Source organism: Bradyrhizobium sp. 35 (genome assembly GCF_023073215.1).
In the GTDB taxonomy this organism is placed as follows: domain Bacteria; phylum Pseudomonadota; class Alphaproteobacteria; order Rhizobiales; family Xanthobacteraceae; genus Bradyrhizobium; species Bradyrhizobium canariense_D.
On record NZ_JADPJC010000152.1, the window covers coordinates 1 to 16,927 of the forward strand.

A 16,927-nucleotide genomic window follows, 5' to 3' on the forward strand; every position below is an offset into this window, starting at 1 on the left:
CGCGCAGGTCCTCCGTGGCAAGTTTCAGGTAGGGGATCGTCGATTCCGTTGAACGATGACCCAATACGTCTCCGATCAGCTTTCGCGGGACCGACGCCCTAGCAGACTGACTGCACGTGCATGCCGGAAGGTATGCGGGCCGCGTTTGCCGCTTGGTGTGACGCCTGCCGCCTCGATCCGCCGGCTGACTTCGTTATAAATGCGCACCATGGGAACGTAGGGTGCGCGGGTGCGAACAAAGATCTCCCGCACACCAGTTTCAGGGCGGCCGTGCCGGAGGTACTCGATCAGCGCTTCCCCAACGGCCTCAAACAAGGGCAGAAGAGAATGATCACCCGTTTTGGAGCGGCGGATGTGCAGAATGTCCGCCCGCCAATCGATGTCTTCTAACCGCAAACGGCTTATCTCGCCGGAACGTAACCCATAGGTCGCAAGAAGCTGAAGGATGGCATAGTCGCGCAAGCCCATCGGCGACCGGTCTTTTCGAACAGATTTCAGGACAATCGAGATATGATCCGAACTTAACGCGGACGGGATGCCTTCATAGGCATAGAGCAGCGGAGCAATAACGTGCTGGGAGAGATCGGCCGTGGTGCGACCTGTCCTGTGAAGATGTTTCAGCAGCGAACGAAGCCGCTCGGCGACATCTTTCAAGGATTTCCGCGTCAGCCCGCGAGCCCGCATATCCATGTAAATATCGAGATCGCGGACGGTCAGGCCTGCAAAATTGGCGTTCGAATGCTTGATGAGCCAGGCACGAAAATTTCGAGCTTCCCACAGTAAGGCGTCGACCGAGGCCGTGGCGAGCCCGCGTTCCTCCCGCAGCCATGTCTGATACTGATCGCACACCTCTCGACAGAGAAGCTCGCCGGCATCGGTGGCCGTAGGTTCGGGTGGCCAGCGCTTCAACGCGAGTTTCAGCAGCGCGTGGATTCCTGATCTGGGAATGCCTATCCAATAGCGAGCTGGAGCGCGGCCATGACGCTTGCGAAATTGTCGAACCGCAAACCGCAGATAAGCCGTTACGTCGGCCGGCGTGACTGCTTCGAGAGCAATTTCGCGTACCGTCAGATACGCAAGAAAGTGGTCGGCGTTGCGGCAATAGTTATGAACTGCAACTCGGTTATATCGCAGTCGCGTGAGAGCATCCCTAAGCTCCGAGACAAGGGCGCTGTATCCATGTGTCATGAAGGCTTCCTCAACTGTGTTTGATCAACAGCCGAGGGTCTCATGCCGGAAATAATGCGCAGCAGATCGCAAGCCGTTTTAGCCGATCTCCACAAGCCGGCCGCGCTAAGAATCTTCCTTCACATTATGATCTGCTGCTGATTACTTGAATAATGGCAAGCTCGCCATTACTCCAACCACGAGCCGATATAATCGGCGTGCCGCACCGTCGGTACGATACCGAGCGACGCGCAACCGAACGCAGAGGCAATTTCCGCGACCAACTCCTCAAAGGCATACTTCCTGGTACCAAAGCTGCCCGACAAGTCGCGGTTGAGACGTGACGGATGCCCGCTGGCATGCGCCAGCTCATGCAAGGCCGTTCGATGCCAGTTGATCGGCTCGAAATAAGCTTGCGGTGGCGGCACCTGCACATAATCTTCTGTCGGCGCATAAAAGGCGCGGTTGCCGCCGATGCGGAAGTCGATGCCAGTCGCCTTGATGAGCTTTTCGACCTGCGGCTCGATCAGGTCTGGCGGCGGAGGCGGCGCTGTTGTTGCGATCTCCGGAGGCAAGCCCTCGCATTGATCGATGTTGAAAAGTGTGAAGCGCTTGAGGAACGGAATGGTCTGCGCTTCCTCACCGTTCTCGCTCGCGCGGCGCTGTTCGTCGACCGGCACAAAGCGGTCGGTATAGACGACGGTCGTGCCGCGCTCGCCCCTGCGAACGTGACCACCGAGCGATAGCGCCTGGCGGAATGTGAGCCAGCTCTGACCTGTGAATGCGTGTTCAGTGGCAGCCCCCCAGAGAATTAGTATGTTAACGCCGCTGTATTGGCGGCCGGTCGCGGCGCTTTTCGGCATGGCCAAAGGCGCCGTCGCCGCCGCGGTGCCCCAAGGCTGCACCCACGGCACACGGCCGGCCTCCAGTTCGGCGATGATCTTGTTGGTGATGTCGTCATAAAGGCTCGTCCGGTCCTCACCGGTGCGCGCCCGAGGATGATGTCTGGACATCGCGGATCTCCGCGACGGGCGCCGCGAGCCTCTCTCGCAGCCTGTAACCCGTCACGGCAAAACCGCGCGACACTCTTACTCTCAGCCTCTAATTCAGAATGCGACATTTGCGGTCCGGTCCGCCTTCCGTCCCAAGTTTTCAGGACTAGATACTGAGATGCCTGGGGCCGCAGGCCCGACCGGGCGTGCGCCAAGAGCGCATCGCCTCGACGGGAAATGGCACCCGGAGAGCGTGAGCATAGCGACCCGAAGGGGCACGCGGGTCCGAGTGCAGCGACGAGACCGGTTCAATAGTGGCACCCGGGAACGGGGCAGTGATAGCGATCGCCGCAGGCGGGCCCCTTTCCCGAGTGCCCCCGGCGAGGAGCTCCGCAGCTCTTGCGCGAGGGATCGAAGCCGCACGGCCGAGACGCCACGCGGCTCGGTTCAACGAGAGCCCGATGCGGCGGAAGCCGCACGCGCACAAGCGGAAGAACTCCACCGGGGCTTAAGTCGGAGGACCTAGATTTCCTCGCGGGCATTGGTTTGCGCCTCATAGATCCTGATCTGAAGCATGGGAAAACGCTTCTTGCTTCTTCCACCTGCCCTGGCGCCGTCTCTGGTTGCAAATTCGGCGTTGAGCCGGCCGTCCACTTCAAGCGCGTAGCCAGAGGCCGGCTATTCACCGGTGGCTGCAACCATTTCATTCCCGTTGTGCAGTGAGGGGATTGGAAATGATGGGTAGAGTGAGCAGCCCAAACGGCGCCAGAGCCACCTGCCCAAGTGCCGTGATTGGCTAACGCCCGTTCTGGATTGGTGCCCCGCAGGGATCGCATCAAGGATGGGCATTTGCATCGTCCGAACAGGCAGACGGCCTTCCACTTGCGCGGATGCATGCACGATAGAGCCACGGCTCGACGTAGCTGCCCTTCCAAAGTCCTCGGCCCGCGCGCTCAGCCTCGCGCTGAGCTTCGTGATACCTGCCCTTCGAGTATTGGGGCCAATCCAGCGCAAGACCGTTGCGTACAAGCCAACCACCGAGATCCTTGCCTGCGACCGAACAGGTCGCGACCGTGCGGCCATACGGGTCGAGGCTGACTGGAACACAATTGACGGCACTGCGGCCAATGAAGGCATCAAGGTCGTTCGCGGCCTGCGCACCACACCGATATTGTAAGCTGTCGTCGCCACGGCACAGCTGGCTGCTCTCCGGTGCATCGATGCCCCAGAGCCGGATGCGCACTCCATGTATTTCCAATGTGTCGCCGTCGATCACACTGGCCTGGCCGACAAAATCGTCGGCCAACGCTACGCTCGACAGAATGGCGATAATCAATGCGACAGAGGTTCGATGCATTCCAATGACCTTGTAGCTACTGCAAATCTCGCGGATTGGATTTCGGCCAGTTCACGAGTGGCTTCAGCGCTGGCAGGTTCGCGGGCCGCTCGGGATAGTGAAACTCCGTGCGGCGCCGCCAGCGTCCCTCGGAGCGAGCCCAGAGCAGAATTGCGTCCATCAGCCAAGTGAATTCATATACCTTCCAGACGCCGTCATTCTTTATAACTTCGCCGGTCGCGTTGGTTGCCCGCTGTTCAGCCGGCGAAGCGCGTAAATTCGTCCCAGCGCGCCCCTTTCGGAGGACGCAAGGCGCTGCAGCGCCCTTTACCAGACGAGGGGCTGAACGTCGTCATGCGCGATGCGGACAAGGAAGGACAAGATTGCGGCGTGGCTGGTTTTGCACAGGGCGGCGGAACACGTGGACAAGCACCTGCCCCGATGATTTGGAATCCCTGCTCTGTGTTAGCAGCCCGGAACGAGCCGAGGGCTGCAAGGATTCGTCGTTCGCGGAGGAGCGATCTTGATGCTGATGACCAAGGAGAGGCGGACGGCGATCCGCACGGTACGGGGGTGGGCGATAGCCGTGTTGCAGGAGGCAGGCGCGATCCGCGAGTGTGTGTACCATGGCTGAATGCAGGACCGCGCAGATCCGCACGCGCGAAATCGGACACTCGAAATCGCCCGCCGGGATCCGCCACCGGGCCTTTCGCCCGAGGCGGCCGCCAGCTCCATACGACAGCGGCCCCGTCTTACTACCGCGGTGTCGAGGACAATGCGGCCGCCCGCGCGCAATCCCGCAATGCGCTCGGCCAGGCCTATCTGCTGGTCGGCAAGAACAACGTCACGCGGATTGATGTGCCGGAAAGCGACGCACCGATCGCGATGGATGATGTGCAGCGGTCCGTTCGGGAGCTCCCGATGGTGGCACGCAGTCTCGTTGAAGGCGCCGGACATCACATCGAGCGGGTGTTTCTCGATGGCGCGGTCGAGAAATTCATCCGTTGCCCGATGACGCAGGCGACTCATCAGCCACTCGTCCTTACCGGGCTGTGAGCAAACGGCAGGCGAGCTCGCGCTCCCCCCAACGGGTTGAGAAGGTGTCGGAAACCTCAAACCAGCTTCCATCATTACCGATGCCATGATTGGTGCCCTGGCATTCATGCCCCAGCGCTTCCTGACACGCCAGCGCGCAGATCTCCTGCTCGCGGTAGGCTGGATAGTATAGACTTTGCCGTATCGCAACAGGGCTCGATCGACGCAGTCATTAAACTATGCCTTTGGCAGCTCCCAGTACGCGTGATCGCCGCCGATCCATTCAGGCTCCGTTCGCCGGCCGTTCTGCAGCCATTGCCGATTACCATCGGCGAACGGTAGTCGCACTCGGAGCTTCTCACCACGACCGGTTCGACGCAGCAAGACGGGAATCTGCTTCTGCTTCCAGACGTAGCCAAGTGTAAGACGGCGCAGAACCTTTGCTTATTCAACCAATGGTTGGTGCTTCGCGCAATCACAGTCACGACGAGATATACAGTTCACAGCGCGACGGCCCACGGGGCGGCGCCCGGCTTGACCGATGCTGGTCCCGCCCTCAATGGTGCGTTCGCCGTAGAGCCGGCGGTTGTCGTAGCCACGCTCCCGCTCGGAGGGCAACGGGACCGGAGTAACAGGCCTTCTGCGGCCGATCAGGGATCGGTCAGGAGAAGTCCTATCGAAGTCGGGTGAAGGGAGCAGTTTCCGATGGACGATCCACACGACCTTCACGTCGTTCCACAATTCTTCCTCCGCAACTTCGCCATCGACGAGGCGCGCACGAAGGTAACCACTCTGGCTAAGGAGGGAGCCGTCGCCGTGTGGATGGAGCGCTCGATCAAGAGCATCGGGTACGAGCGCGACTTCTACGTACATATGCAGGGCAATCGCCCGATTTCGGTCGAGAGGGATATCAACCGGACGGTCGAGACGCCGATCAGTCGGAGCGACACCTGGGACAAGATTGTCGGTGGACGCTCGGCCGACCTCGACCAGACCGACCGGCCTATTCTCTATTCGCTCGTTCGGCATCTCGAGGGCCGCACACCCCACTATCTTCAAACGAGCGCAGAGCTCGCCGCGATGGCGGCCGATCCTTCTTCCGAGATGGAGTTCACCCAGGAAGAGCGGGAGATGTACACGACCCTGCGCGCCGACCCAGATCTTGCGAAGCTCATGTTCAACGTGATGGCCCTGCGCTCGTTCGCAGACGATTATGACCGTTCGCTGATCCAGGTGGCACGGTCGCCGATCCCGCTCCGGTCTTCGACCACGCCCGTGCTGCCCGCGCCTGCTCCTGCACATGCCGCGATGGATTTGCCCCTCCCGGGAATGGTGCCGTTCCAGCGCGTGCTGGCGGTCGACCCGCACACGCTGATCCTGGTCGTCGTCGGCGACTTCGATGGAGCCTTCATGAACGGGGAGATGCCGATCGAGCTGGCGCACGGCTTCAACCGCAGCGTCGCGGGCCAGTTCGCGCACTTTCCAAAGGTCCGGCACATGATCTGCGGACGGGACCGACTCGTTGATGACATGACGTGGGCGCCATTCGACCTCGCATCAGACACTCCGGCTAAGATGATCTTTAAACGGCGATCCGCGCAGGCCGCGGTTAGCGAAGGCCGCAAGGCTTGATTTCCACTCCCCGCGTCCGGTCAGCCCGAAATGAACAAAGAATTGCGCCCTGAGCGGTCGCCGTAGCAGCTGGGCAAAGGTGCTCGAGGCCAACCGCCGCGCCCGTCCTGTCGGCCAGCATGATGGCGATTCGCGGCCGTATCCAGCGCGAGTACGACGTCATTCACCTCGTCGCTGAGCGTATCACCAACCTCTCGGCCGATCTTGCCATCGTCGACAGTCGCAATGCGGCGTTTCCGCCGCCTCACGGCCGTAGCGACTAGGTCCGCAACGGCAGCTCCGGTCCCGATCCGTGTGGGCTTCCCCCTAAGGGCCCGCGAACGCGCGACATTTACATGCTCGACCTCCACATCGATACCATTAAGGTGAAGACGCGGGATTTTCGGTAGCGTATGACAGGGTGATATTATCTCAGCACATTACACCCCCTGGATAGAGAACCGTGGACTCTGGATTTGTAGATCTCGACATACTCATCACCCGAATTCGGCATCTCCAGTCGAAGGTGCACTTTCTCGACGCTGTGAAGGCCTACAAGGCAGGTGCGTTGCGCGGCGCACTCACGTCCGCCTGGGTTGCTCTCGCCTACGATCTGATCGCAAAATACCGCGAGCTCAGCGCCATGGGCGATGCGGCCGCGACGGCCTTTCTGCAATCATGGGACAACGCCACTGCCGCGGGCGATATCGCCAAGCTGCTGCAGCTCGAGGCAGGCATCCTCGAAGATGCGACGGCAAACACGCAGGTCGTCAACCGCATTGCCCGAACGCATCTGGAGCGCCTTCGCGAGGATCGACATCTTTGCGCCCACCCGGCTTTTTCAGCCGAGGCCGATCTCTTCGAGCCATCGCCGGAGCTGGTGCGGCTCCATCTCGTCAACGCGGTCGATCTCGTGCTGTCGCAGGAACCTCTGCAGGGCAAGGCGATCTTCGACCTCTACGACGTCGACGTTCAGTCACCGGGCTTTCCAACGGCCTATGAGCGCATCTTCGACTACGTCGAGCAACGCTACCTCGCGCGGGTTCGCGCGCAGAACGTCCGCAATTTTGGCACGGTGCTCGCAAAATCCCTTCTCAAGGGCGTACCGGTGCAGTGGGAGCCGCTCCATCGCAAGATCATCCCCTCGCTGGTCACTGTGCGTGACCGCGCCCCTCAAGCTTGGCCGGACATCTTTGCGGCCATCCTCAGGCTGATCGACAATCTCGAGCCGGGGAACCGGCCCCGCGCCATTGCATTCATCGCTGCTTTTCCGGATTTCTGGCCCCAGCTTCAAGAGGCGACACGGACAGCCCTGCAGGCGACGGTCAACAACGCCGTCTCCGCCGTCCTCACCGACTATCGCATCCTGGCTGGCGTCACCGTCCCGCAATTCCGCGCAGCACTGTTAGCCGTCATCGCCGGCCTCGATCGAGAACACCTGGTCAACGCGGTCGCCTCACAGCCGCTCGCCGACTTGTGGCCCCGGGCAGTCGAAGAATATCAAGGCTCTGGTAGCTGGCGTAGATCAGAAGCGAACTTCAGCGACCTCATCACGCCATTCGCCGGCCGCCTCAACGGCCAGCAACTCGACCAGCTCCTCGATGCCGTGATCGACAACGGACAGAACTGGGACGCAGCCGAGACAGATACGTTTCTGCTTGCTCTGCTGCGCAACGCGACGCCCGCCGACCGGCCGAGCCATGACGCACGGAATCGCTTCTATCAACACATTGTTCGGATGCGCCGGATCGACAAATACGAAGACGTTCTCACCTTCCTGCAGTCCGACGGCTGGGTGCCGCCGCCCCCTGAGCCGCCGGCTGATGACGACTAAGCCTATGCCGGAAAGCAGCCCGGCCAGACGATGCCCGCAGAAACGGGCGTCATACAGACAACTCCGGATCGCAGGCCGCCCGATCGTCCGGCGCCTGAACCCGCCCCAGCAAAAGCGGCAACTTGCTATTCTTGAAATCCCAATCCGATAGCGGCGCAAACCATTCCGGCGCCGCCTCGCCATGGAGCTGGATGACCTGGTCGCCATCGATGGTCTGCGCGGCATAATAACGGCTGAAAATCCGGCTCGCCCAGCCAATGCCATCCCAACCCTGGTCGGAAGGTTCTTCCGGCGTGGCGACGAACTCAACACCGGCGAACTCGCCGCCGTCGGTCACTGCAAGCGGACCTTCGGTAGACCACTCGCCATAGAACAGAAGCACTTCTGCGAGCTTTCGGTCCCTGGGATCGGTCAGCTCGACGTCACCGCTGAAAAGTTTCGCTGATCCGATGATGAAGTTGGCCAGCCGCTCAGGGCTCAGCGATCGCGGCATATCGGTCGCTGCCCCAAGCACAAGCCGCAGCGGTGGCTTGGTCATGATGATCACCTCGCCGAGCCGCTCGGACTCGTTAGCGAGAACCGCATCCTTCATCGTGACTCGAAGACCGCCATTTTGGGTGCGAAAGCGATCCGGGGAAATGACCGTCCAGATGTTCCACAGCGACCAGAATATCGCCAGCTTCACCGGCGTTCCGACCATGTCTGCATAGGCCTGCAGCGAAGCTAGATAGGCCGCGGACATCCGCGTCTCCTGCTTGAACGGATCCCAGATCCGGACATTCTTGACCTCGACCAGCCACTGCTCGCCCTCGTCGAGGACCACCCGGAAATCCGGAGCGCGGAAGGTGCCAGCGGCATGAACGGGGCCGGCGTCCTCAGTCTTCAGTAAACGAAAACGCCCCAGGCTGAGGACCGTCGCCTCGAACAGGCGCTCGGTTCGCCAGCCGTGGATCAGAGTCGGGTCTGCCAATGCCTCCTTCAGCTTGGGACCAGCGTCGGCGATGAATCGCGCCACCAGCGACGGATCGTTCAGCGCGATGGCGTGTTCGCGCGCAAAAGCAGCCACCGACGCGAGCAGGTCGAAGGCCTTGGTCTTCCCGGGTCGCGGTGGTAGCTGGCCGCTCATGATCCCATCAGCCGCCCAGCGCTTCGACATCGGGCGGGTTCATATAGGCTCGCAAGCCGGCCAGATCCTCGTCGCTTGGATTCTCCGCCTCTGGGATGAATCGGATGGTCTCGGCGATGTCGCGGCGCGTGACGTAGCTGATGATCGCACCACCATTGCTCAACTCATATTCCATCGAGCCGCACCAGCGATTCGGACGCGCAAGACCTGGCGCGAACGCGATTGGCTTCTTGTTGCCCTTCTTACTCACTTCATGCTTGGCGAGCGCCACCCGGATGAATTCGAGCGTGGTGAAGCCCATCTCCGTCCGCCGCAGGTCGAGGCGCATCTGCTCGACAAGCTCGGGTCGCTGCTGGGCGTCGCGCAATTGCTGCGCGCGCAGCTCGCGATCGTAGTGGCGATATCCCAGCGCTCGTTCCAGATGGGCAGCTTTGAGATCGATACCCGAATTCTCGGCGAGCTTGATGACCTCCTCGCATCGTTGACGCCAAGTCCGATGTAACTCGTAAGCGGCATAGATCCACATCGGTGAGAGCGCGCCCAGCAACGCGATCTTCCCGCGCGGGGGCTCATCATCGAACTGGTGGCTCATGACCTCATCCTCGAGCGCGTTCAGCGTATTGTCGACGAGGCAAAGCTGGTTCGCCTGCATCGCAAGGTAAGGATTCTCGGCAAAGCCGGCCAAACTGATCAAGGCTTCATAAAGATCACTCGTTCCGATCTCGGCGACCTCACGGTAGCGGGGCTGATCGTCTCGCTCATCGTCGAACTCCTCGGCGTCGGTCATACGATGTCCCCGCCCCTTGCGACCCGATACGGCGGATCCGTCACAGCCATCGGCAGAGGATCGGCCAACCCCCAGAACCGCGTCGTCGCCCAAATGTAGCGAATCAGGTCGCGCATCCGGATCCTGAGGTGCTCGCTCGCGATCCGCGGCCCCGCCAGGAGATCGTGATAGTCGTTGGCAGCATCGTCGCACAGCGCGGGCGCGATCGTCTTCAGCTTCTCGCACGAAGGGCCTTCGCCATGGCGAACGACATTGGCGGCCATGAACATCTCGGTTAGATCGGCCCCCAACGCGCCCTGATCGAGGTCGATGCCGGTGCGTTCGGCGCAGAGCGTCAGAAATTCCTGGAAGCCGGGCGACTTCGGCAGGTCGATCGCATCGCCGCGATAGATGGCCCGCGCCCAGATGCTTAGTTGGCGCTCGAAGATCGCGGCGAGCGTCAGGCTGAACGCCTTAGCCGCCTCGTTGGCGGTATAGTTGTCGACCTGCGCTGCGGCGCGATCGAGAAATTGCTCTATCGTCGCCGCTTCGCCGCATTCGGGCGACGCGTGGACCGGCAGAGCCTCCATTGCGGGCTGAATCACCCTTTCAAACAGCCGCGCCAGATTGGCCTGGAAGATGCGCGGCAACTGGTCGCTTGTTTGCAATATCCCCCCTTTTGGCCCGGGGCGGCAAGCAAGCCCTCGTGCCAATTTGCGACGTGAATGTCAGGACGTTGCCGCTCGCAACGATTCAGGCGCCGTCCTTCGGCATCGAGGCCATCACAGTTTCCCGCCGATGGCGCGCTGTCCAGAAGGCGAGAAGCAACATCCCCGCCAGTTTAGTCGCTTCGAAGAAAGTGTCGACGGCCTCGAAGTAGGTTTCGTCACTTCGATGAGGGTCATGTCCACTGATCTGGAAGTACGCCATGCGCGTTTCGTCGTCCGTACGGGCGATCGACACCTCGAAATGCTTTCCCGATAGATGCACGAACTCCGAGGCGCGTTCATACACCGGGCTGATCCACGGATGCGTTTCCGCGAGCTTCTTACGAATATGCGCGTCTGATAGCTTGTTCCCGTCCCGGTCCTTGAGCCGGTTGAACTGCTCGCCGTCAAGAACGGCCTCGCACGCCGAATCCACGTCATCGACAATCGACAGCGCATGGACCCGCATTGCCGTGTCGAGCTGCAGACGCAAAATGGCGGCGGCGCAGGGAAAATTGCGAGCATTGATAAGGTCGCGGAAACCGCGGGCCTGCGCCAACGTCCGGCGCATCGCGCCAAAAATGAAGAAGTCGGCATGCGAGAGGTCGGCCCCGGCGCCGAGGACGCCCGCACCTTTTCGCATCAGCTCATCCTCGAGCTGCTCTATCCGCTTCAGTCGATCCGCAAGATTGAGATCGGCCATCATGCTCCGTTCTGGCGCCGCCTGCGGCGCGCCTCGCCCCTTCTGCCCATCTATTATACATATTTCGGGCAAGGTTCTGCGCAACGTTTTACCGCAAGCATGGGCGCGCGAAGTGGGTCGCATGTCATCGACACCAGTCTGCTCAATTCGCGCCTGTCCTGAAAGGAACGAAAAATGCCATGCGCGGCGGGCCCTTCGTGGGGCGCCTTGGCCGTGCTGCGGTGGGATCAGCGCATGGCCTGGCTCGACCTGACCAGCCCGGAAGAAGAATTGCTCCGTCCCTTGCCGGCAAGGAGCTTCTGCGTATCGCGTTTGCGCGACGCTCGCGCTCTGAAATCCTGAAACGCCTTTCTACGGAGTTCCGGCTTCCCGCCGCGCAGCCGCGGGATTCTGCCGGTCGCCTCAGTCTGCCGCTGTCCGACGCGAGGCGGTCGCTGCCGGTTCGGCCTCGCGAAGAGTCGCGTCGCGCCCGGCATAGAGCGGCGTCGCCCCCTTGACGCCGGTGGCGTGCCGGCGCATCAGAGTGGCTGTCGCGTCGCGATCTCCCGCGCGCGCAAAGGCAAAGCCCCGAACCTCGCAGCCTATCGCCCAGAGCTGTCTTGCCTGGACCTCCGCCTCGGTTCTCTCGGCGATGACGCACACCCCAAGGCGCCGCGCAATGTCGATCAGGCCCTCGACGATCACCAGGCTCGGATCCTCGGGCCACAGCCGGCCGATAAAGGCTTGGTCGATCTTGATAAAGTCGACAGGCACGTTGACCAGATGCGTCAGCGAGGCGCGGCCCGTCCCGAAATCGTCGAGCGTCACCCGGACGCCGGCCACCTGAGCGCCGCGATCTCGCGCGCCACCACCCGGCCCCGCCGCCCCGATATAGAGTCCTCGCTCACCTCCATTATCAGATGTTCGAGACTGATGCCGGCGCGGCCGAAGGCGCCCTCGGCTTTTCGCCTGGCGGTGTAGAAATCCGCCGTCGACACGTTGACGGCGACGTGGTTGATCGGCAGCCTTGGCCCGGCCAGAAGGCGATATCCTCGGCGACCTTCCCCAGCATGCACTGGGTCAGCCGACCGCGACATGGGCATCCGTCGTCGCTTCGCGGAACGCCTGCGCCGGGACCATCTCACCGTCAATCGTCCTCATCCGATATAAGGCTTTCAGGCCGACGATCTCGTTCGTATCCAGCGTCACGATCGGCTGGTAATACGCCTCGATCCGCTCCTCCGCCAAAGCATTCGCGACGTCGCGAATAGCGTCCCGACGGCGCGTGATCCTCGTCCCGATGTAGGCTAATAGCGGACAAAGCCGCCGCGGCCGGTCTCCTGGGCATGGTAGAGCGCGAAGTCGGCCGCCTCGTTCACCGAAACCGTCGTAGCTTCCGACGGCCCGAGAACCGCCCCGCCGATCGTCCCGCGCGGCACGACCGAATGGCCTTCGCACACGGCGGGCGCCTCAAGCTCGCCGAGAATGCTGCCCGCAGCCGCCTCGAGATCGGCGAGCGCATCCGATGCCTGGACGATGACCGCGGATTTGCCGCTGCTGAGCCGGAAAGTCACATCGGGTACCATTGCCCGCGAAATCCTGGTCGCGGCGGTGCGGATCAATGCGTCGCCCGCTAAATGGCCGAACGTATCGTTGACGATCTTCAGATCGTCCAGGTCGAGCACGAACAACGCTCGGGACCCCGGCTCGTCCCTGGCGAAGCCGTCATCTCGAGGCGGCAAACATCAACGGGACCATCGCCAACGGCTGGTATGACGACGAATTCGTCCGCACCGATCGTTGGCTGCAGATCAGGCGCGGCACCAACCATATGATCTCCATGCGCAAGATCGGCCCGAATCTCGCCGCCGACCTCTGACTCCGCCTAATGTCCGCCGCGGAAGGCGTGGGGTCAGTCATCACCGCAAAAACTGCCGGATTCTCTATGCCGCAGCCATGATGGGCGCGGCAACTATGAGCGCCAAACCCGGGTAGTGAAGCCGGGTGACATGGGAAGGCGGAGGCGGCCCGCGCCCTCCATCCGCCGGGCACACCGCTCTTGTGCTGCCAGGTTCGTCCGGTGCATGCTGATTCATCTGAATTATAGAGTTTTTGTTGCACACACTCTGGCGGTGCACTTGTCTGCCCTAGTCCGTTTCACTAGACAGTCGTTATGGCCCGGATCAATCTAAAGAAATTTATTGCCGAACACTATAAGGGCGGCGTCACAGCGCGGGACGTCATCCGCGAGGCCGTCACGAATTCGATCCAGGCCGGTGCAAGAACCATTTCAGTCGATCTGTGGTTCGAGAGGCAGTCGGGGTTGTTCGGCGACGAAGAGCGCACGGTCCTCGACAGGATAACTATTTGCGACGACGGCGAAGGCTTCACGCAGGACAATCTTAATTATTTCGACGAGATCTGCACGGGCCACAAAGACGATATCGGCGGCAAAGGTGTCGGCCGCCTTGCGTTCCTCAAATATGCCAGTCGGGTCGAGATCCGGAGTCAGCTTTCCGCACAGCTAGTCGAATTTCGCTATACACCCGACTTCAAGCCGGACGATGTTAAGCGAACGACCTCATCCGGGTCGCAGAAAACGACGATCACCCTCACCGACCTGAGGGAGAAGATCAACACACAGGTCGCTAAGCTCGTCAATTCGATGTGCGACGATCTGCGGCTTTTGCTGTTTCTGAAGAAACAGGCTGGCCAAATTATAGCGATCAAATTCACCCATAACTCCAAGCAGCCGTTCACTGAGGATTTCATATTTTCGGGCGAGCACATCGAGGCCTTGAAGACTAGGACCTTTGAGGTCAGCGGTGAGATCTTCGATTGTTATCTCTTTCGTGAAGATGCGCCGCGAAAAGGCATCATTGCAATGCTTTGCGCGGATGAACTTTGCGTAGAGGAGTATCAGATCAGCAAGCGGTTCGACATTTGCCGCTACTTGATCTCGATCACTTCGAACTATCTGAACCGAAGCTCTAATATCGAACGCCAGAAGCTCGAAATACCAAAGGCCGATGCAGATACCGATCTGGTGTCGCCGATTAGCCGCGAAAAGCTCATGCCGCGTATTCACGAAGAATGCCTAGCCATGATCAACGAGACGGCGGAAGGGGATATTGATGCGTTCAAACTCGGAAACATTGACAAATTGAGGAAATACTACCCGTTCATCACGATCGAGTCGCTGCACGGGGACGCCGCCATGCTAGACGCGGACGAGATCGTCAAAACCTACAGAGCGCAACAAGCGAGACGCGAAGACCAGATCGTCGAGGCCATAGAAGAAGGCCGGAAGGTCGATTTCGACGATATTTCCCACCTCGCCAGTGACGACTTGGCGCGGTTCATCATCCATCGCGCCCTGCTGATCGATTCACTGGCCAAAATGCCGCGAGAGTCAGCGGAAGACGTTCTCCACAACGCGATCCTGCGCAAGAGAAGCGACGGAGACGATATCCGCGAAAACAACGTTTGGCTGGTGGACGACAAATTCCTGTCCTACAGCAGCATCTATAGCGATGAGACCTTGGTAAGAATAGTCCGCGAAGTTGGTGCGGAGACAGAATCGAAGCAGCAACGCAAGCCCGACGTTGCGGCGTTCTTTTCTAAGGACAACGAAGGCCGCCCAAACAAGCTTGTCATCGTCGAATTTAAGAAGCCCGGCGCGGATATTTTTGAGAACAACAAGGCTCTCCTCCAGTGCCGCCTGTACGCCGCTGAACTGGTTGACCGGATCAAAACGTTAAGAGAGGTCTTTGCCTTCTCAGTGGTTGAGATTGACGACGAATTCTACAAAGACATGAAGAGAACTGGATTCAAAGACGTATTTTCTTTGAGTGAGCGAGTTGTCTATGATGACTTCGCCATCGGAGCATCGGACGATATTCCACTGCATCTCTACGTTATGCCCGCCTCGGCATTGATCACAGATGCAAAGGCGCGAAATCGCGTCTTCGAGGAGGTGCTTCGGTTCAACATGGCGCATAACCGTCACTGACAAACAAGTACGCCACGCGCCTGCTTCGGACGAGCAAGTGGACCGATTGTGGTCCCTGGAGACGCGTTAGATCACTGCGTTTACGCTTGCAGTGAGCATATGTTTGATAGACTAACCATTTGCGCATGGATTGCGCGCTGCGCACTTGCAGCTCGACTTGTCAGGGAGCGGCCCGCGCATTGAAGCGGTTTCTGGTCGTCTGGATAGCGTCTTCGAGAGTTCAGGCCGCGATCAACGCTCGTCCGAGCTTGCGTCGGAGCTCAGTGGCGCGCCTCCGACTGATACCGCCCCCTCCGGTTTAGACGGCCGCATGACTCGCTTGGCCGGCTTCGAAACCGTATGAGCGGGCGGAGGAGATGCCGGCGGAGGAGAGGCAGCCGGGTTAAGCGATGAAGGTACAGCCGGATTCTGCCGAGAATCGATATTGGAGATCACGCCGCGAGTTGATCTGAAATCCGCTCTAGGCCCGCCTGCTGCGCACCAATTTCGCGGCCGAGCTCGGCGATTTCGTCATTTAACTTCTGTTGCTCCGATTGGATCTGCGAAAGCATGGCCCTCACCTCGGGTGACGATTCCAGCAGTGAGGCAGCTTCGCGCGCCGGCGACGCCTCGGCAAATTTCTCGCTATTGAGCCAGGCTGCCGCCGCGGACAGCCTCGCGAAGATGGGAACCAGAGCGAGCAAAAAATGCGCTCTGGAGACTTGCGCAAAACGGGGCGGCAAATCCGACGCGGCCGCTCCATTGATCGTATTCATCTCGCCTTGCTCGAAATTCCAGTCCCTATTTCATCTTCTCGTTGACGCGATCATAGACGATGGTGAAGAGCTGCAGGGGTCCGTCGCCGGCAGAATCGTGTCGCGCAGCATCGTTCTAGCCTGATCGCATGCCATGAGGCGCCCCCAAGCACCGCACTGAGGTATCTTCGAAACTTTTGAAAGCCGTGAACTGCGGAGCGGCCCATTGCCGAATTGAGCAAGAGCGACCTCCGGACGAGCAGCGTGGTGCGTCGAGTTCCGGCGATATGAGGCCATTCATTGCGGATTTTCTGCCTCGCGGCCCGCTAATATTCATTGTCCCTAGGTACAATCGAGTGAGCGAACAATGGCTCGTTTCTACTTTAATCTTGTGGGCAAGCAGAATATCGACGATCCTGGCGGCTTTGCATTCGAAAGCGAGCTGCAAGCGTTTCGTGCGGCAGAGCGACTAGCGCAGGACCTGGCAACGACTCAGCCTCCCCTGCGGGGCACGACTTGCGTCGTCGTGACACGCAGAGACCGAGGCGAGGCGTATTACGTAAGCGTGTGATGGCGCTTCCGAGCCAACAGGCTTGTCGGTTGCCGAATATCATCCGCCCCGCCACGCGGGGAGTTATGGGACCTGCGATGCCGTCAAATTCGGGTCGCGGCCTCTCGTCTTCCACGCTTCGCCCGCGCTTCGGGTCTCGAGTGCTGGTATCCCCGCTTGCTAACCGGTAAGTGCTGGGGATATTTCAGGCCCGGTTTGATACACAACGCCGCTTGCCAATATACCCGGTGAGCGGCGTTGTTTCCTTCTGGGACTTCCGCTTCGGATTGGGCACCGATTATTGTGGATGTGTGTTTGTAGCGCTGCGGGCATTCGAGAACGATCAAATCCTCGCGGTACTGTTTGATCGCGAAA

At 60.4% G+C, this 16,927-nt stretch carries 14 protein-coding genes and 3 pseudogenes; 6 read left to right on the forward strand and 11 right to left on the reverse strand.

Annotated features, from left to right (window positions below):
- Nucleotides 1–75 precede the first annotated feature (75 nt).
- From IVB36_RS31980 to IVB36_RS31990, 3 genes and pseudogenes are all read right to left on the reverse strand, one after another.
- On the reverse strand, nt 76–1,188 hold the full coding sequence (locus IVB36_RS31980; protein WP_346731069.1) for a tyrosine-type recombinase/integrase: 1,113 nt from the start codon (nt 1,186–1,188) through the stop codon (nt 76–78).
- A gap of 119 nt (nt 1,189–1,307) precedes the next feature.
- A pseudogene (locus tag IVB36_RS31985) lies at nt 1,308–2,180 on the reverse strand (zincin-like metallopeptidase domain-containing protein).
- A gap of 814 nt (nt 2,181–2,994) precedes the next feature.
- The gene (locus IVB36_RS31990) at nt 2,995–3,516 is read right to left on the reverse strand and encodes a thermonuclease family protein (RefSeq protein ID WP_247394242.1); all 522 of its coding nucleotides are present in this window, start codon (nt 3,514–3,516) and stop codon (nt 2,995–2,997) included.
- Nucleotides 3,517–4,021: 505 nt separating this feature from the next.
- On the opposite strand from IVB36_RS31990, the pseudogene IVB36_RS31995 reads away from it, so the two are divergent.
- The 4 genes and pseudogenes from IVB36_RS31995 to IVB36_RS32010 all read left to right on the forward strand — a co-directional run.
- Nucleotides 4,022–4,234 (forward strand): annotated as a pseudogene (locus IVB36_RS31995) (hypothetical protein); the annotation flags it as partial.
- Between the two features lie 1,001 nt (nt 4,235–5,235).
- Complete coding sequence (locus tag IVB36_RS32000) at nt 5,236–6,162, forward strand: DUF4238 domain-containing protein (protein ID WP_247394244.1); 927 nt, start codon at nt 5,236–5,238, stop codon at nt 6,160–6,162.
- A gap of 119 nt (nt 6,163–6,281) precedes the next feature.
- Complete coding sequence (locus IVB36_RS32005; RefSeq protein WP_247394246.1) at nt 6,282–6,425, forward strand: hypothetical protein; 144 nt, start codon at nt 6,282–6,284, stop codon at nt 6,423–6,425.
- A 179-nt stretch (nt 6,426–6,604) separates the two neighbouring features.
- Complete coding sequence (locus IVB36_RS32010) at nt 6,605–7,975, forward strand: hypothetical protein (RefSeq protein ID WP_247394247.1); 1,371 nt, start codon at nt 6,605–6,607, stop codon at nt 7,973–7,975.
- Between the two features lie 49 nt (nt 7,976–8,024).
- On the opposite strand, the gene IVB36_RS32015 is transcribed toward IVB36_RS32010, so the two are convergent.
- From IVB36_RS32015 to IVB36_RS32030, 4 genes are all read right to left on the reverse strand, one after another.
- Nucleotides 8,025–9,131, reverse strand: coding sequence for a hypothetical protein (locus tag IVB36_RS32015; RefSeq protein ID WP_247394249.1), 1,107 nt, complete (start codon nt 9,129–9,131; stop codon nt 8,025–8,027).
- Entirely contained in the window at nt 9,109–9,888 is a 780-nt protein-coding gene (locus IVB36_RS32020) for a hypothetical protein (protein ID WP_247394252.1), read from the reverse strand. Before IVB36_RS32020 ends, IVB36_RS32015 begins: the two co-directional genes overlap by 23 nt.
- The gene (locus IVB36_RS32025; RefSeq protein WP_247394255.1) at nt 9,885–10,535 is read right to left on the reverse strand and encodes a hypothetical protein; all 651 of its coding nucleotides are present in this window, start codon (nt 10,533–10,535) and stop codon (nt 9,885–9,887) included. Before IVB36_RS32025 ends, IVB36_RS32020 begins: the two co-directional genes overlap by 4 nt.
- An 85-nt stretch (nt 10,536–10,620) precedes the next feature.
- Entirely contained in the window at nt 10,621–11,280 is a 660-nt protein-coding gene (locus tag IVB36_RS32030) for a hypothetical protein (RefSeq protein WP_247394258.1), read from the reverse strand.
- Between the two features lie 207 nt (nt 11,281–11,487).
- Between IVB36_RS32030 and IVB36_RS32035 the strand changes: the two are divergent.
- Nucleotides 11,488–11,619, forward strand: a pseudogene (locus tag IVB36_RS32035) (SOS response-associated peptidase); the annotation flags it as partial.
- A 60-nt stretch (nt 11,620–11,679) separates the two neighbouring features.
- On the opposite strand, the gene IVB36_RS32040 reads toward IVB36_RS32035, so the two are convergent.
- The 3 genes from IVB36_RS32040 to IVB36_RS32050 all read right to left on the reverse strand — a co-directional run bounded on the left by IVB36_RS32040 (nt 11,680) and on the right by IVB36_RS32050 (nt 12,998).
- Nucleotides 11,680–12,099 carry an EAL domain-containing protein gene (locus tag IVB36_RS32040; protein WP_346731070.1) on the reverse strand — a complete coding sequence of 140 codons (420 nt, stop codon included), beginning with the start codon at nt 12,097–12,099 and terminating at the stop codon, nt 11,680–11,682.
- 237 nt (nt 12,100–12,336) lie between these two features.
- On the reverse strand, nt 12,337–12,558 hold the full coding sequence (locus IVB36_RS32045; RefSeq protein WP_346731073.1) for an EAL domain-containing protein: 222 nt from the start codon (nt 12,556–12,558) through the stop codon (nt 12,337–12,339).
- 5 nt (nt 12,559–12,563) lie between these two features.
- Nucleotides 12,564–12,998 (reverse strand): GGDEF domain-containing protein, encoded by a 435-nt coding sequence (locus tag IVB36_RS32050; protein ID WP_346731071.1) that lies wholly within the window; start codon nt 12,996–12,998, stop codon nt 12,564–12,566.
- Nucleotides 12,999–13,429: 431 nt separating this feature from the next.
- On the opposite strand from IVB36_RS32050, the gene IVB36_RS32055 reads away from it, so the two are divergent.
- On the forward strand, nt 13,430–15,268 hold the full coding sequence (locus IVB36_RS32055; RefSeq protein ID WP_247394270.1) for an ATP-binding protein: 1,839 nt from the start codon (nt 13,430–13,432) through the stop codon (nt 15,266–15,268).
- A 431-nt stretch (nt 15,269–15,699) separates the two neighbouring features.
- On the opposite strand, the gene IVB36_RS32060 is transcribed toward IVB36_RS32055, so the two are convergent.
- A complete protein-coding gene (locus IVB36_RS32060; protein WP_247394273.1) occupies nt 15,700–16,023 on the reverse strand; it encodes a hypothetical protein in 324 nt (107 codons plus the stop codon).
- Nucleotides 16,024–16,927 lie beyond the last annotated feature (904 nt).

Coding starts and splice junctions, on each gene's coding strand:
- IVB36_RS31990 (WP_247394242.1), bottom strand. CDS start 3,516: ATGCATCGAACCTCTGTCGCATTGATTATCGCCATTCTGTCGAGCGTA.
- IVB36_RS32005 (WP_247394246.1), top strand. CDS start 6,282: ATGATGGCGATTCGCGGCCGTATCCAGCGCGAGTACGACGTCATTCAC.
- IVB36_RS31980 (WP_346731069.1), bottom strand. CDS start 1,188: ATGACACATGGATACAGCGCCCTTGTCTCGGAGCTTAGGGATGCTCTC.
- IVB36_RS32060 (WP_247394273.1), bottom strand. CDS start 16,023: ATGAATACGATCAATGGAGCGGCCGCGTCGGATTTGCCGCCCCGTTTT.
- IVB36_RS32020 (WP_247394252.1), bottom strand. CDS start 9,888: ATGACCGACGCCGAGGAGTTCGACGATGAGCGAGACGATCAGCCCCGC.
- IVB36_RS32015 (WP_247394249.1), bottom strand. CDS start 9,131: ATGTCGAAGCGCTGGGCGGCTGATGGGATCATGAGCGGCCAGCTACCA.
- IVB36_RS32055 (WP_247394270.1), top strand. CDS start 13,430: ATGGCCCGGATCAATCTAAAGAAATTTATTGCCGAACACTATAAGGGC.
- IVB36_RS32000 (WP_247394244.1), top strand. CDS start 5,236: ATGGACGATCCACACGACCTTCACGTCGTTCCACAATTCTTCCTCCGC.
- IVB36_RS32030 (WP_247394258.1), bottom strand. CDS start 11,280: ATGATGGCCGATCTCAATCTTGCGGATCGACTGAAGCGGATAGAGCAG.